Origin of the sequence: Hymenobacter jeongseonensis (genome assembly GCF_015694725.1) — a bacterium.
Taxonomy (GTDB): Bacteria; Bacteroidota; Bacteroidia; order Cytophagales; family Hymenobacteraceae; genus Hymenobacter; species Hymenobacter jeongseonensis.
On record NZ_JADQDQ010000004.1, the window covers coordinates 216,463 to 231,431 of the forward strand.

Annotated in this window: 12 protein-coding genes; 7 read left to right on the top strand and 5 right to left on the bottom strand. The window is 60.3% G+C overall.

Going from position 1 to position 14,969, the window contains the following annotated elements:
* Positions 1-53: 53 nt before the first annotated feature.
* From I2I05_RS10465 to I2I05_RS10495, 7 genes are all read left to right on the top strand, one after another.
* On the top strand, positions 54-2,558 hold the full coding sequence (locus tag I2I05_RS10465; protein ID WP_196282199.1) for a tail fiber domain-containing protein: 2,505 nt from the start codon (positions 54-56) through the stop codon (positions 2,556-2,558).
* A 141-nt stretch (positions 2,559-2,699) separates the two neighbouring features.
* Positions 2,700-4,124 (top strand): T9SS type A sorting domain-containing protein, encoded by a 1,425-nt coding sequence (locus tag I2I05_RS22340; RefSeq protein ID WP_196282200.1) that lies wholly within the window; start codon positions 2,700-2,702, stop codon positions 4,122-4,124.
* 192 nt (positions 4,125-4,316) lie between these two features.
* On the top strand, positions 4,317-4,598 hold the full coding sequence (locus I2I05_RS10475) for an ATP-dependent Clp protease adaptor ClpS (RefSeq protein ID WP_196282201.1): 282 nt from the start codon (positions 4,317-4,319) through the stop codon (positions 4,596-4,598).
* 125 nt (positions 4,599-4,723) lie between these two features.
* On the top strand, positions 4,724-5,338 hold the full coding sequence (recR, locus tag I2I05_RS10480; RefSeq protein ID WP_196282202.1) for a recombination mediator RecR: 615 nt from the start codon (positions 4,724-4,726) through the stop codon (positions 5,336-5,338).
* Positions 5,339-5,483: 145 nt separating this feature from the next.
* Positions 5,484-7,532: a glycosyltransferase family 2 protein gene (locus I2I05_RS10485; RefSeq protein ID WP_196282203.1), complete on the top strand. Its 2,049-nt coding sequence runs from the start codon at positions 5,484-5,486 to the stop codon at positions 7,530-7,532.
* Positions 7,533-7,598: 66 nt separating this feature from the next.
* Positions 7,599-8,819: a pyridoxal phosphate-dependent aminotransferase gene (locus I2I05_RS10490; RefSeq protein WP_196282204.1), complete on the top strand. Its 1,221-nt coding sequence runs from the start codon at positions 7,599-7,601 to the stop codon at positions 8,817-8,819.
* 108 nt (positions 8,820-8,927) lie between these two features.
* Positions 8,928-9,926 carry a bifunctional heptose 7-phosphate kinase/heptose 1-phosphate adenyltransferase gene (locus I2I05_RS10495; RefSeq protein WP_196282205.1) on the top strand — a complete coding sequence of 333 codons (999 nt, stop codon included), beginning with the start codon at positions 8,928-8,930 and terminating at the stop codon, positions 9,924-9,926.
* 315 nt (positions 9,927-10,241) lie between these two features.
* On the opposite strand, the gene I2I05_RS10500 is transcribed toward I2I05_RS10495, so the two are convergent.
* From I2I05_RS10500 to I2I05_RS10520, 5 genes are all read right to left on the bottom strand, one after another.
* The gene (locus I2I05_RS10500; RefSeq protein ID WP_119657219.1) at positions 10,242-10,451 is read right to left on the bottom strand and encodes a zinc ribbon domain-containing protein YjdM; all 210 of its coding nucleotides are present in this window, start codon (positions 10,449-10,451) and stop codon (positions 10,242-10,244) included.
* Positions 10,452-10,499: 48 nt separating this feature from the next.
* Complete coding sequence (locus I2I05_RS10505; protein WP_196282206.1) at positions 10,500-10,691, bottom strand: hypothetical protein; 192 nt, start codon at positions 10,689-10,691, stop codon at positions 10,500-10,502.
* Between the two features lie 18 nt (positions 10,692-10,709).
* Positions 10,710-11,735: a uroporphyrinogen decarboxylase gene (gene hemE, locus I2I05_RS10510; RefSeq protein WP_196282207.1), complete on the bottom strand. Its 1,026-nt coding sequence runs from the start codon at positions 11,733-11,735 to the stop codon at positions 10,710-10,712.
* Between the two features lie 105 nt (positions 11,736-11,840).
* Positions 11,841-14,276 (bottom strand): outer membrane beta-barrel protein, encoded by a 2,436-nt coding sequence (locus I2I05_RS10515; RefSeq protein WP_196282208.1) that lies wholly within the window; start codon positions 14,274-14,276, stop codon positions 11,841-11,843.
* Between the two features lie 174 nt (positions 14,277-14,450).
* Entirely contained in the window at positions 14,451-14,885 is a 435-nt protein-coding gene (locus I2I05_RS10520; RefSeq protein ID WP_196282209.1) for a MarR family winged helix-turn-helix transcriptional regulator, read from the bottom strand.
* Positions 14,886-14,969: the final 84 nt, after the last annotated feature.

Below are 14,969 nucleotides of genomic sequence, written 5' to 3' on the forward strand. Positions count from 1 at the left end.
TTACTAAGCCTGGCAGCCTCACCGTTACTGGTGCCACAACTCTAAATGGTGTTTTGGGAGTAACTGGCCTCGCGACGCTGGCTTCGGCGAAGGTGACAAGCCTGGGGCTCACGAACGGGGGCAACCGAGTGGTAGTGGCCGCGTCTGATGGCACGCTCTCGGCCACGGCGGCGATGCCGGGCAGCAACAACGAATTCATTCTCAACCAGACCGGGATTCAAACCGCCAATTTCAATGTCAGCGGCACGGGCCGGGTGGGCGGCGCGCTGACGGTAGGTGGCGCGCTGAACGCAACCCAGGGCACCACAACGCTGGCAACGCTGGTGGCTGGTCCCGCCACATTGTCGGGCACTACCACGCTGCCTGGCCTACCAGGCACCGGTATCCGGTACGTGACGGTGAATGGCACCAACCAGCTTGGGGCTATTACGCCGCCTGTTATTCCCACCACTGCCGACTTCATCAGCAATTCGACGGGGCTGCAAACCGGGGCCAATTTCAACGTGGGCGGCACGGGCCGGGTGGGCGGCACCCTGACCGTCGTCGGCAACTCGTCCTTGAGCACGCTGGGTACCTCGGGCCTGGCCACGCTGAACTCGGCCAGCGTGACGGGCAACCTCACCGCCCTAACCACGACGCTGGGCGGCCCTGCCGGCGCCGGCCTGACAACCGTGACCGGTGCGCTGGGAGTGAATGGGCAAACCACACTGGCCTCGGCAAAAGTTACCAACATGGGTGGTGTAGGCAGCCGGGTGGTAGTGGCGGCGCCCGATGGCACGCTCTCGGCTACGGCGGCGCTGCCGGGCAGTAACAATGAATTCATCCTGAATCAGACCGGTGCGGGCATACAAGCCGCCAATTTTAATGTGAGCGGAACGGGCCGGGTGGGCGGGAAGCTCACTGTAAATAACGATGCAGCCATAACTGGAAATAGTACGTTAGGAGGCACCCTGAACGTAACCGGAGCAACCACGCTGGGAACCTTAGTGGCCGGTCCGGCAACCCTATCCGGTTTAACGACCCTTTCTGGTTTAACTGGAGCAAGTACTCGGTACGTGACTGTAAATGGGGCCGGGCAGCTAGATGCCATAACCCCGCCTATTATCCCCACCGCGGCCAACTACATCAGCAATTCTTCAAGTCTGCAAACGGGGGCCAACTTCAATGTGGGCGGGACAGGCCAAGTAGGCGGTACACTGACGGTAGGTGGCAACGCGGCCCTGAGCACGCTGAGCACCTCAGGCCTAGCCACGCTGAATTCGGCCACCGTGTCGGGCACGCTGGGAGTGACCGGGCAAACCACACTGGCTGGTCTCTCGGCCGGCACTACCACCCTCGGCGCGCTTAGCGCGGGGGCTACTACCCTGGGAAGCACCTTAGCCGTTACTGGGGCGACCACGCTCAATAATCAGCTTGTTGTAACGGGCACCACCAATCTGGCTGCCGTAAACACTACTAGTTTGGCTACCCTGAGTAGTGCGAGGGTAACGAATTTGGGCGGCTCCGGCCCTCAATTAGTGGTCACGGACAACGACGGCAACCTCAGCACGGAGAACATTTCGGGCCTGAACACTGTCATTCGGAACCAGAATGCAACCGAGCAGGTGGCTACCTTTAATATTGGTGGGTCAGGCCGGGTGGGCGGTGTGTTGACGGTGGCCGGTAACTCGGTGCTGAGTACGCTGAACACCTCGGGCCTGGCCACGCTGAACTCGGCCACGGTCACCAACGCCCTCACGGCGGGAGCCACCACGCTGGCCTCGGCCAAAGTGACGAACTTGGGTGAAATGGGCGGGGGCAGCCGGGTGGTGGTCGCCTCGCAGGATGGTACACTCTCGGCCACATCGGCCCTGCCGGGCAGCAATGGCGAGTTCATTGGCAATTCGGGCACGTCTTCAAGCCCAGCTTTCGACATCAACGGCGAAGGCAAAATGGGGACTTTAGCGGTGACTGGGAGCGCTGCCATCAATTCCAACTTGGCCGTTGCAGGCACCAGCACACTAACTGACAACGTTGGCATCGGCACCGCAGCGGGCGCTGAGCAGCTGACGGTCGGAGGTAACATCGTGCCCTCTGCCAACATCACCCATGGCTTGGGTACCGATTTAGCGCGTTGGAATAGCGTGTATGCCAATAACGTATATGCTAACACTGTATTCACTTCCGACGGCACTGTGCAAACGTCCGATGCTCGCCTGAAGACCAACGTTTCGGGCCTGGGCTACGGCATGCACACGGTGATGGCTCTGCGCCCGGTGCGCTACGCCTGGAAGAAAACCCCCTCGCAAACCAACAAAATCGGCTTCATTGCCCAGGAGGTGCAGCAGCTAGTACCCGAAGTGGTAGCGGTGGGCAAGGATGCTAACCAGACCCTAGGCGTTAACTACGCCGAACTGGTGCCGGTGCTGGTGAAAGCCCTGCAGGAGCAGCAAGCCCAACTAGACACCATGCGCGGCCGGGCCGAGAAAGCCGAAGCCGCCGTGCAGTCGTTCGAGGCGCGCCTGCGGGCGCTGGAAGCCGGCAATTCGGCGCAGGCCACAGTGCAAGGACAGCGTTAAAACTCTCACCCTTTAGCGCTTATCAAGATGGTCAATTTTGATGTTTTGCGACTTGGTCGCCTGGCGGCAAGCTTGTGGCTAGGAGGGCTGGGATGGGCTTCGGCCGTTCAGGCTCAAACACTTTACAACGGGGTCGGCGCTGTGCTAGCCGTTACCGACTCGGTACTGTACGTGCGCGGACCCAGCGCCACCGGCCCGGGCGTAGCGTTTGAAAATGCGGGCGAGTTCGACCAGACGGCGTCGGCAGCGGCCCGCCCCCGGCTCTTTCTTGACGAAGGCGACCTGCTCAATACCGGCACGTGGGTGCAAGGCATGGGCACCGTCGTTTTCAACGGCGCCAGCGGCACGACCCGCAACCTGACCCTTGGCACTGCGACCCTGCACAAACTGCGCATCGACAACCCCGCCGTCGGCAACGACCCCGGCGGAGTAGTGCTGGGCTCTAACGGCAGCGTAGACGGGGTTGTGCATTTTGCAAATGGCCACCTGTATACGACCGGTTTGCTTCACCTTCGCCTCTCAGCTACCGCCCGGGTTTTTGGCGAAAAAGATGAATCTTATGTAAGAGGGTGCCTGGTGCAGAAAAAAACATTGCCAGGTGGCAGTGCCGCAATTGATTTTGGCAACATGGGCTTTCTCGTTAACCCCCAAAACCAAAGCTTTACCCTGGAGGTGGAGCGCCGCACGGGCCTGCTGATGCCAAACTTTTCGTACGGCCAAAACACCGACCCGCAACTGTCCTCAAACCACGGCATCGACCGCATCTGGAAGTTGACCACGGACGACGCCCCATCCGGCCCGGTGACGCTGACCTTGGCGTGGCTGCCCGACAACGACCACGGGTTGAATTTCAATGGCACTACCCGTGCCCAGGTTTGGCGCAGCGTCAACGGAGGGGCTAGCTGGGTCCGGCAGGGCTCGTCTCAACTCATAAACGAACGCTCCATTACGGTCAGTACCACGCTGGTTTCGGATGCACTGTACACGGTGAGCACCACGGCCGTGCCGCTGCCGGTGGTACTCACCTCGTTTTCGGCCACGGCCCGCGCATTGGATGCCGTGCTGAAATGGAGTACCGCCTCGGAAAGCAACAGCGCCTGGTTTGTAATAGAACGCTCGCCCGACGGCCGGAGCTGGGTGGAGGTGGGCCGGCAAGCCGCGGCCGGCAATAGCAGCGCCGCACTTTCTTACAGCGCCACCGACCCCGGCGCGGGCCGCCAAGCCCCGGCTTTTTATTATCGGTTGCGGCAGCTCGATAGGGATGGTACCGCCAATTACAGCGGCGTGCAGCACGTTGAGTTCCGCAAAAACCTGGTTTTTGCGGTCGAAGCCTTCCCGGTGCCCATGCAGGCCTTCCTGACTTTGGACGTTGTGATGCCCGCGGCCGGCCCCTTGCAAATCGAACTTTTCGACATGACGGGCCGCTTGGTCATCAGCCAGAAAGTGACCGCGCCGATGGGCAGCAGCCGCTACCAGGTCGATGTGCGGGCGCTGGCCTCTGGCAGCTACACCCTGCGTACCGTGCAAGGCGGCCGGCAGATATCCCGTCGGCTGCTGCGGGAGTGACGCGAATGCCTTGCCACCGGCACGCTGGCCCACGGGCTGGAGTGACGGCGGGATTTCTGTAGTGCTCCGCTTTCCTGTGAGGGAAGGCGGAGCACTGCATTTGCAAAACCTCGGTTTTTCGCGAAACGAATTGGCGCGACCAGGGGTTAATACAAGCTGACCCAAGCGGCCATTTCTGCGTAAATTTGCCTTATGAACACCCGCCCGCAAATTGATTATGACGAGGAGGTACTGCTGCTCGAAGAGGAAGTCGAGCTACGCAACCTCGTCGTGTATAACGACGAGGTCAACACCTTCGACCACGTCATCAAAACCCTGATTGACGTGTGCGGCCACCAGCCCGAACAGGCCGAGCAATGCACGCTGCTCATTCATTACAAAGGCAAGTGCGCCGTTAAAATCGGGACTTACGAGGAATTGGAGCCGCTTTGTACCGCCATCCACGACCGCGGCATTTCGGCCGATGTCGTTTAAATAAAACGTTCATAAAAAGAACGTCATGCTGAGCGCAGCCGAAGCATCTCGCGTGCAATTGTAACTAAATCGTTCACCGATGCTAGCGAGATGCTTCGGCTGCGCTCAGCATGACATTAGCCCGAATGGAGTTTCCTTCTAAACTAATTGAAAACGCCGTGGGCGAACTGGCCCGGCTGCCCGGCATTGGTCGGAAAACGGCGCTGCGCCTGGCCTTGCACCTGCTCAAAGCCGAAATGGACACCACCGCGTCGCTCGCCGAAGCCTTGGCTAAGATGCGTTTCGAAATCACCTATTGCCGCACCTGCCACAGCATTTCCGATGCCGAGGAGTGCGACATCTGCGCCAACAAGCTCCGCGACCACAGCCTGGTTTGCGTCGTGTCGGACGTGCGCGACGTCATTGCCATCGAAAACACCGGCCAGTACAAAGGCGTGTACCACGTCCTTGGCGGCGTTATTTCGCCCATCGAAGGCGTTGGTCCTTCCGATTTGCACATCGATTCGTTGGTGTCCCGCACGGGCACCGAGGACTCGGAAATCCGCGAAGTCATCCTGGCCATCAGCCCCACCATGGAAGGCGATACCACCGCTTTCTACCTCTCGCGCCGGCTGCGCGACTTGCCCAACGTGCACATCAGCACCATCGCCCGCGGCATTCCGATGGGCGGCGAATTGGAATACGCCGATGAAATTACCCTGGGCCGCAGCATTGTAGACCGCTTGCGGCAGGCCCGGTAGTAGCCCGTTAGCTGCTTGCATATATTTTTTCTGATACGATAAAAGCCTCGGTGCCGATAGCGCCGGGGCTTTTTTGCGTTCAACCGGATGGTCTTCCTGCTAGCCAACGGGGGTTGCCGGAAAAGATGGCGGCTTAGCGCTCGCAATGGCGGCGAAGCCCGTAATTTCGCCCGCTGTGGTGAAGCTCTCCGTCGTTATTGTCAATTACAACGTCTGCTATTTTCTAGAGCAGACGCTGCTTTCCGTTCGGCGGGCGGTAGAGAAACTGGGGCAGCCGGTGGAAGTGTTTGTGGTCGACAACAATTCGGTTGATGGCTCCGTGGCCATGGTAAAAGCCCGTTTCCCCGAGGCGGTACTGATTGCCAACCGCGACAACCCCGGCTTCTCCAAAGCCAACAACCAGGCCCTGCGGCGCGCCACCGGCCAGTATCAGCTCCTGCTGAACCCCGACACCGTGGTGGAAGAGGACACCTTCCGGGCCTGCTGCGAGTTCATGGACGCGCACCCCGACTGCGGCGGCCTGGGCGTGAAAATGCTCGACGGCCAGGGCCAGTTTCTGCCCGAAAGCAAGCGGGGGCTGCCCACGCCGGCGGTGGCTTTCTACAAAATGTTCGGCCTGGCAAAGCTTATGCCCAGGTCGCGCACGTTCGGCCGCTACCACCTTGGCTTTCTGAGCCCCGACGAAACCCACGAAATTGAAGTGCTCAGCGGCGCTTTTATGCTGCTGCGCAAGGCCGCGCTCGACAAAGTGGGCTTGCTTGACGAAGACTACTTCATGTACGGCGAGGACATTGACCTCTCGTATCGCCTCACGCAAGGCGGCTGGAAAAACTACTATTTCCCCGGCACCCGCATCATTCACTACAAGGGCGAGAGCACCAAGCGCACGAGCGTGAACTTCGTGTTCGTGTTCTACCGGGCCATGGTGATTTTTGCCCGGAAGCATTTTGCGCCGGGCCGGGCGGGCCTGTTTTCGTTGCTCATAAATGCCGCCATCTGGCTGCGGGCCGGCGCGGCGGTGCTAGAGCGGCTGGCCGTGCGGGCCGCGCCGCTGCTGCTCGATGCCGGCTTGATTTGGGTGGGCATGTATTTCCTGAAATCGTATTGGGAGAACAACCACAAGTTTGTGCCGGGCGCTTACCCGCCGCAGTACATGATGGTGGCGGTGCCGGCCTATATCCTCGTCTGGCTCACTTCCGCTTACCTAAGCGGAGCCTACGACCCGCCCGTGAAAACCTCGCGGGTGGTGCGCGGCATCTTCGTGGGCACGCTGCTGATTTCGGCAGCTTCCAATTTTCTGGACGCCTGGCGCTTTTCCAAAGCCCTGATTATTCTGGGCGGCGCCTGGGCCGTGGCCGCCGTGGTGGGGCGGCAGTTGCTGGCGCACTTCATCAAGTACCGCGACTTTCGCCTGAGCGAGCACCGCCAGAAAAACATTGCCATCGTGGGTTCCGGCACCGAAAGCCGCCGGGTGCACCGCCTGCTGGAAGCCGCGGGCGTGAAGGCGCGGGTAATTGGCTACGTAGAAACGGCGACGGACACCGAACTTTCCGCCCCAGCGGAGGTTTCGGCTTCTGCCTCCCTCAGCCAGGCCGTAACGGATTCACAAATGGAACCACTCGGCGAGCTGCATCAACTAGCCGACATCATCCGCCTGTATGCGCTGGACGAGCTGATTTTTTGCGGCAAAGACCTGCCCGCCAGCCAAATCATCGCCCTCATGCTCAGCTTGCCCGCGGCCCCACCGGTGGCGTATAAAATCCTGCCCGAAGACAGCCAGTACATCATCGGCAGCAGCAGCAAGGACACGCCCGGCGACTATTATACCCTCGACATCGCCCTGAACCTCTACCAGCCCCGGCAGGCCCGGGCCAAGCGGCTGTTGGACGTGCTGAGCAGTGTTGCGCTGCTGCTGCTTTCGCCTTTCATCGGCTGGTTTCAAACCCGAAAAGCCGGCTTTCTGAGCAATTGTTTGGCGGTGCTGGTCGGAAACCGTACCTGGGTCGGGTTGCGGCACACGGCCGATACCGCCCGGGCCGTGCCCGCCGTGCTGTCGCCAGCCGATGCCGCCCAAACGGCCGCCCCCCTGAACGAAGTGACCCGGCGCCGCTTGGAACTCCTTTATGCCAAAGACTACGAGCCCGGCATGGATTTGAACGTACTTTGGCGCTGCTGGCGGCGGCTGGGGGAATAGCGCAAGCCCACGCGCCTGTTCGCACGACTCCCGTAGCTTTGCACCCCATTCCCACCTCTGCAACTTATGCCTGATTCCGGCACCATCGCCCCCGTTTCGCCGCTCTCCAACCGCTTGCTGGCCATGAACGAGTCGGCCACCATTGCCATGGCCAAAAAGAGCCGGGAGCTCATGGCCAAGGGCTTCGACGTCATCAACCTGAGCTTTGGCGAGCCCGACTTTCAAACCCCGCAGTACATCAAGGACGCTGCCAAGCAGGCGCTCGACGACGGCTACACGTTCTACACGCCCGTACCCGGTATTCCGGAGCTGCGGCAGGCCATCTGCGACAAGTTCAAGCGCGATAACCAACTGGAGTACTTGCCCAACCAGATTGTGGTGAGCACCGGCGCCAAGCAGGCCCTGGCCAATGCCGTGATGAGCCTAGTGAATCCCGGCGATGAAGTCATCGTGTTTTCGCCGTATTGGGTGAGCTACGAAGAGATGGTGAAGCTGGCCGAGGGCACCACCGTGACGCTGGCCGGCAGCCTCGAAAACGACTACAAAGTGACGGCCGCGCAACTAGAAGCCGCCATTACGGAGCGCACTAAGCTCATCATGTATTCTTCGCCCTGCAACCCCACGGGCTCGGTTTTCACCCGCGAGGAGCTAGGTGCCATTGCCGCCGTGCTGGCGAGGCACCCGCAGGTGTACGCACTGGCCGATGAGATTTACGAGTATATCAATTTTGTGGGGGAGCACGTGAGCCTGGCCCAATTTCCGGAAGTGAAGGACCGGGTGATTACCGTGAACGGCTTCTCGAAAGGCTACGCCATGACGGGCTGGCGCCTGGGCTACCTAGCTGCCCGCCAGGATATTGCCTCGGCCTGTGAGAAAATGCAGAGCCAGATTACGTCGGGCACTTGCTCCATTACCCAGCGGGCGGGCCTGGCAGCGCTGCGCGGGGGGCGCAGTTCGGCCGATGAAATGGTAGAGGCTTACCGCCGCCGCCGCGACTTGGTGCTGGAGATTGTGCGCGATATCCCGGGCTTTAAGACGCCTACGCCGAGCGGCGCGTTCTACATTTTTCCGGAAGTATCGGCCTATTTTGGCCGTACGACCCCTGATGGCAGCACCATCAATACTTCCATGGACCTGGCCATGTACCTGCTCAACGACGCGCTGGTGTCGGCCGTGTCCGGCGAGGCTTTTGGCGCGCCGGACTGCATGCGCTTCAGCACCGCCGCGGCCGATGACAAGCTGGTAGAAGCTTTCCGGCGCGTGAAAGTCAGTCTGGCCAAGCTGTAGCGTAAACGCTGCGAGCCCGCGCCTGAACCACTCTCGCCACGCGCGGATTCGAATAGTCCACGCTACAAGCTGCACCGTTTTACCTTTGCGGCCTCTTTACGCTGCCCAATGCCTGTCGATTCCCTGCAAACGCTGTTCGAAAACTTTAATAACCTGCGCGTCCTCATCATTGGGGATGTAATGGTGGATGCCTACGTGTGGGGCCGCTCGACGCGGCTCTCGCCCGAAGCCCCGGTGCCCATCGTGCACGTGGCCCGCACCGAGCAGCGCCTCGGCGGGGCCGCCAACGTGGCCCTGAACGTGCAGGCCCTCGGCGCTACGCCGCTGCTCTGCGCCGTGATTGGCACCGACGCCGGGGGCGACCAGTTGCTGCAGTTGCTGCAGGAGCGGCAGTTGTCGTCGGCGGGTATTATCCGCAGCGCACACCGGCCCACCACGGTCAAGCAGCGCATTCTGGCCCACGGCCAGCAGCTGCTGCGCATCGATTCGGAGATTGAAACGGATATAAACGCCGAAGAGCGCACCCAATTGCTAGCCGCTTACGACGACCTGCTCACCCGGGCCGATGTGGTGATTTTCGAGGATTACGACAAAGGCGTGCTGAACGAGGCCATTATTGCCGAGTGCATTGCGCGGGCCCGGCAGCGCGGCATTCCGACCGTGGTCGACCCCAAAAAGAAGAACTTTCTAGCCTACCGCTATTGCACGCTCTTCAAGCCCAACCTAAAAGAGTTGCGCGAGGGACTGAAATTAGAATTCGGCGACCCAAACTCCGACCGACCTGGTTTTGAAGCGGCCGTGACGCGACTACACGAGGTACTGGAACCCGAAACGGTACTTGTCACCCTCTCGGAATATGGCGTATTTGCCCAGCAAAACGGCACGAAAACATACTTGCCTGCCCACCTGCGCACCATTTCCGACGTGTCGGGCGCCGGCGATACCGTCATTAGCATTGCTGCGCTGTGCGTGGCGTTGGGCCAGTCGGCCGCTTTCACCGCAGCGCTGGCCAACCTGGGCGGCGGGCTGGTGTGCGAGCAAGTGGGCGTGGTACCAGTGGAGAAGCTGCTGCTGCTGCAGGAAGCGCAAGAAGCGGGGCTGAAGTAGCCGCAAGCATGTCTTCTCAATCATTATGGATTGGGAAAATCTAGCGCAACATTGGGTTAGCACCTAGTGCCAAACGAGCCAACTTATTGTGCCGATAGCAAGCAGCAAAAGGAAAACAACCAGAAAGAATTTTGCTTCAGCGGACCAAGGCTTTCGGCGTTCAGAAGAATTGGACGAGGCGCCCAGCAAGTCAAGTCCTTCTGGAGCAAATAGGCCAATCACCAAGAGCGGCACTATAAGGAGCAGCGCGCCCAGCCACTGCCATATTTGCGAGGAAGAAGTGGAGCGCTTGCCTGAGCCCATTTTGAGTAACAATTAGGCCTTCTTCAAAAACTCGGTTTTGAGCACCATGGTGCTGCCGCCGGCTCGTCCTTCAATTTCGGCAGGGCTGTTGGTGAGGCGAATGTTTTTGACCACCGTGCCGCGCTTGAGCGTCAGCGACGAGCCCTTCACCTTGAGGTCTTTGATGAGGGTAACCGAGTCGCCTTCGGCGAGCAGCGTGCCGTTGCTGTCTTTAACATCCATGAGCAGGGGAGGGGAATTTGATAATTCGGGAAACAGTACGTTTCCAGCTTAGCGGCGCGTGAGTATCAAATACGCCAGAAAAAATACCGGCGACAAGCTGCCAATTGAAATCAAAACCACCATGAAAGTTTCCACGCCCGTGCGTTCCGGTTTCTTCAGAAACCAGCGCCACATGAAAAGCAACAGGCCCAGTAGTAAGGCCAAGGTGAGGTAAAAGACGGGGCCGAATTGGGAAATCATACTCAACGATTATTGGAGTTACCCGCGCCACGCCTTCACCGTGTTCACAAATACGCGCACATTGTCGGGGTCAGTATCCGGGTACACGCCGTGGCCGAGGTTGGCGATGTGACGGCCCGTGCCGAAACGCCGGAGCATGGCCTCGGTAGCAGTTTTCACCTGCTCGCGGGTGCCGTAGAGAGCGCAGGGGTCGAGGTTGCCTTGCAGGGTTTTGTCGCCGGCTTGCAGGCGTACCTGGGCGGGGTCCTGGTTCCAGTCAAGTCCTATCGTGCGGCAGGAAGTGGCGGCGAAGTCCTCCACGGCCCACCAAGCACCTTTGGCAAACACCGTGACGGGCACCAGCGGCGCCAGTGCTTCGGTGATTTCTTTGATATAGCGGGTCGAAAACTCGCGGTAATGGTCGGGCGGCAAGATGCCGGCCCAAGAGTCAAACACCTGCACCACCTGCGCGCCCGCGGCCACCTGCGCCTTGAGGTAGGCAATGGTGGTGGCCGTGATTTTGGCCAGCAGCTGGTGGGCCAGCGCGGGCTCGCGGTAGAGCATGCCGCGGGCTTTCGAGAAGGTTTTGGAGCCGTGGCCTTCCACCATATAGGCCAGAATAGTCCAGGGCGCGCCGGCAAAGCCGATAAGCGGCACGCGGCCATTCAGGGCGCGCTTGGTAATGCGCAGCGCTTCGAGCACGTAGCCCAGTCCCTCTTCCGGGTCGGCAATGCGAAGCTTCTCCACGTCGGCGGCCGATTTGATGACGTTGGGGAACAACGGGCCGCGGGCTTCCACCATTTCGTAGGGCAGGCCCATGGCGTCGGGCACCACCAGAATGTCGGAGAAGATAATGGCCGCGTCCACATCCAGCGCATCAACGGGCTGAATGGTCACTTCAGCCGCCAGGGCGGGCGTTTCCACCAGCTCTTTGAAACCGGAGAGGCGAGCGCGCAGGGCGCGGTATTCGGGAAGGATGCGGCCGGCCTGGCGCATCAGCCACACGGGTGTGCGTTCGGTGGCTTCGCCGCGAGCGGCACGGAGGAAAAGGTCGTTTTTCAGCATAAGCGAGGGCAAAGGTACGCCGGCCGGCCCTGTGCTTTTCGTGCGATTGGAAAAGTAGGCGCCGGCAAAATTTCTCTGCCGGCGCCTACTCCGCCCAGGCCAATGTTAGCCAGCCCGGCGCTTTTCTTCCTCGGCTCCGCCACTGCGGCGGCGTGTGGGCGCCAGCTTGTCGTTGCCAAAGCGGTAGCTAAAAGCTAGCGTCACCACCCGCGAGTCGCGGCGCTGATAGAAGCGCTCCACGTAGTTGTCGTAGCTCGACACCACCCGGGCCGGCAGCGTGTAAAAGATGTCAGAAACGTTGAGTTTCAGGTTGCCCTTGCGGTCCCATAGGCTTTTCTGAATACCGGCGGTCACTTCCCCGTTCGGCCGCTGCACCAAAAAGCCGTACACCTGGCGCGACTCATACGTACCGTTCAGCTCCGTGCTCCAGCCCTTGCCGAACGTAAACGTGTGGTTCGAGCTCAGGCTCATCGTCACCCCGCCCCGGTTGAGGTTGGTGCCGGCCAGCTCGCCCGTGAAGCGGTTGTAATACAGCACCACGTTGTTGAAGGTCTTCCACCATTTGTTCACCTCCACCGGGGCCGTGAGGGTGAGGGCGTAATAATGCTGTTGGTCGAGGTTGCGCGTGGTCGAGAGCACCGTGTTATTCGCCGCCGGCTGCACCACCCCAATCAGTGGGTCGCTGGTGAGGCTGTAGGTGAGGCCCGCGCTGTACTTCTGCCGGAAGGTGTGGGTCAGCTCCAGGTTGTAGCTGGTTTGGGGCAGCAGCTCGGGGTTGCCGCTGCCAAACGTGGTTTTGTCAATGATTTCACGGAACGGGTTCAGCTGCCCATACGAGGGTCGGTCGATGCGCCGGCTCAAGGACATGGCCAACTCGTGGTTTTCACTCAGCGTGCGCTTGATGGCCGCGCTCGGAAACAACTGGAAGTAGTTGCGCGTGAAGTCCTGAAATTCCACTTCGCGGTCCTGCTTGCCCACAGCCCGCGTCTGCTCGCCGCGCAGGCCAAATTGCAACGTCAGCTTGGGCTGGCTGTAGTTCAGGTTGAAGTACCCTGCGTTGATGTTCTCATCGTAGCGGAAGCGGTTGGAGCGGTTCAGGTCCAGCTGCTCGTCGGTATAAAATTTCAGGTCATTATCGGCCGTTACCAAGCTGGCTTTGGCCCCCAGCTCCAGGCGCAGCTGCTTGCTGAGTGCCTGCACGTAGTCCACCTTGGCCGACTGGATAGTTAGCCGGGCCTGCTGGTCGCTGCTGTTGGCCTGGGTGGGCTCATCCGCGCTGAAGGTTTGCAGCAGCTGGTTGCGGTCGGTGCGGTATTGGGCGTAGTCAGCATCGGCCGTCAATTCGTGCGTCCCCAACGGGTTTTCGTACGTGTGCCGGAAGTTCACATTGCCCGCGCCATTCGCCGAGTGTCCGTTGCGGTAGTTGGTCGAATTGTAGGTCTGCACGCCCCCCACCAGGTCGCGCAGAATGGTCTGGTTGGTGCCATCGGCCATGTTGCGGTTGTCCACGCCGCTCACCACCGCGCCCAGTGTGGTGCGCTCCGACAGGTTGTAGTCGGCGCCCGCCCGCCAGCTGTGCGAGCGTTGCTGGTTCGGCAGCCGGTTGTCCTGGTCCGAGGTACCGCTCAGCTGCCGCCCATCGGCGTTGCCCAGCGTGTAAAAGTCGCGGTGAATGGTCAGCTGGGCCAAGCCCGACCGGTCGGCGTGGTTGTAGGTGCCGAACAGGTTCAAGTCCTTCCGGCGGTGGTTCAGGCTCAGCCCGCCCGTGTACTTGTTGTACTGGCTGCGGCCGTATCCCAGGTTCACCGAGCCGTTGGTGCCCAGGCGCTGGTCCTTTTTGAGATTGATGGCGATGATACCCGCGCCGCCCTGGGCGTCGTATTTGGCCGGCGGGTTGGTGATAAGTTCAATGCTTTTGAGTTGCTCCGCAGGCAGGGCCCGCAGGTACTCGGCCAGTTCGGTGCCGGTCATTGGCTGGCGCTTGCCGTCGATGAGGACCAGCACGCCCTGCCGGCCGCGCAGCGCCAGGTTGTCGCTGCCGTCCACGGTCACGCCCGGCGAGCGGCGCAACACATCCAGCGACGTATTGCCCGCCGCCAGCGTCGAGCCTTCCACGTTTACCACAATGCGGTCGGCTTCCCGCTCATAAAGCGGTTTTTGGCCCACCACCGTTACTTCCTTGAGGGCCGTGGCCGCGCTGGTAGCCAATGCCATTGCCGGCAGCTCCACGCTTTGCCCCGCCACTTCAAACGGCCGCGACCACTGCCGCACAAAACCCACTTGCGCGGCTGAAACGAGGTAACGCCCCGTAGCCGCCCGCTCAAACACAAACAGCCCCTTCACGTCGCTGAATTCCGTTTTCACCACCGAAGAATCGGCGGCCTGGTGCAGCGTCACGGTGGCAAATTCAATGGGGCTGTTGGTTGCGCTTTGCACCACGCCCCGCACATCGGCTTGTGCCTGAGCATGTTGAAATCCAAGGGCTAGGCCCGCCGCCAGCCAAAAACGTGGGGTAAAAACCCGGGTGAGATACTGATTCATGAGGTATGTTTTGCAGAATGGAAGGAGAGATTTTAAATGGAAAGCAGACGAGGGCGTTTTAAAATATGTAAGGGAGCAGCCGATGGGCATAATGATTATGATGTATCATAGAGGTTGCTTAGAGCCGAGTATTTTATCCAGAAAACCTACTGATTTACCCTGAAGAAAAAAACGTTAGCTAATGGCCGGCGTGCAGTTGAGCGCAATGCGTTCGAGCAATTGCTGCAGCACGGCTAGCTCATCTTCGGCAAGGCCGGCGAGGGCCGTGGCTCGGTTATCGAGCACAATGGGATGCACGGCATCCAGCATTTGCTGACCTTGCTCGGTCACGCGAAGCTGGGTGCGGCGCCCATCCTGGGGCAGGGGCACGGCCGAGAGCAGGCCGCGCTTGGTGAGCAGGGCCAGCATGCGGGCCACGGAGGCCTGGTCTTTGAATACCCGCTCGGCGATTTCGTGCTGGGTGAGGTCGTCGTGTTCCAACAGCACGCGCAACACCAGCCACTGGTCGATGGTGATGTCCAACCCAGCTCGGTCGATGTTGGCCTGGGCCAACCGTCGGTAGCTGCGAATTGCTTTATCGAGCGAATAGAAAAGGATGGAGTTGAGCATGAGAGCCCAAAGGTAAAGCAGGAATTATGATGTATCATAAAGTTTACTTGGGCCGTGCATTGCTTGGTTTGTATAAGAATTTAG